This is a genomic window from Mesorhizobium sp. M00.F.Ca.ET.216.01.1.1 (genome assembly GCF_004010325.2).
Lineage (GTDB): Bacteria > Pseudomonadota > Alphaproteobacteria > Rhizobiales > Rhizobiaceae > Mesorhizobium.
This window is the reverse complement of sequence record NZ_SADR02000677.1, coordinates 1-278: the sequence shown is the minus strand read 5'-3', so window position 1 is coordinate 278 and position 278 is coordinate 1. Positions and strand designations below refer to the sequence as shown.

1 protein-coding gene is annotated in these 278 nt (G+C 67.6%); it reads right to left on the bottom strand.

From position 1 onward, the window contains the following. The coding region (locus tag EN859_RS37905; protein ID WP_135913793.1) for a transposase at positions 1–278 on the bottom strand (278 nt) is incomplete at both ends.

Here is a 278-nt window from a genome sequence, read left to right as displayed (position 1 = left end):
GAGTAGGGCGGCAGGTACCAGAGCCTGGCGCCTGCGGCGCGGATCATCTGCCGGATGGCTGCCGACTTGTGGGAGCCGAGATTGTCCATGACGACGATGTCGCCCGGCTCAAGCACTGGCACGAGCGGCTGCTCGACATAGGCGCGGAAGCACTGGCCGTTGATCGGCCCGTCGAAGACGCAAGGTGCAGTCAGCCGGTCGCAGCGCAGCGCGCCGAGGAAGGTCAGCGTACGCCAGTGGCCGTATGGTGCCAAGCCGCGCAGGCGTTTGCCCTTCGG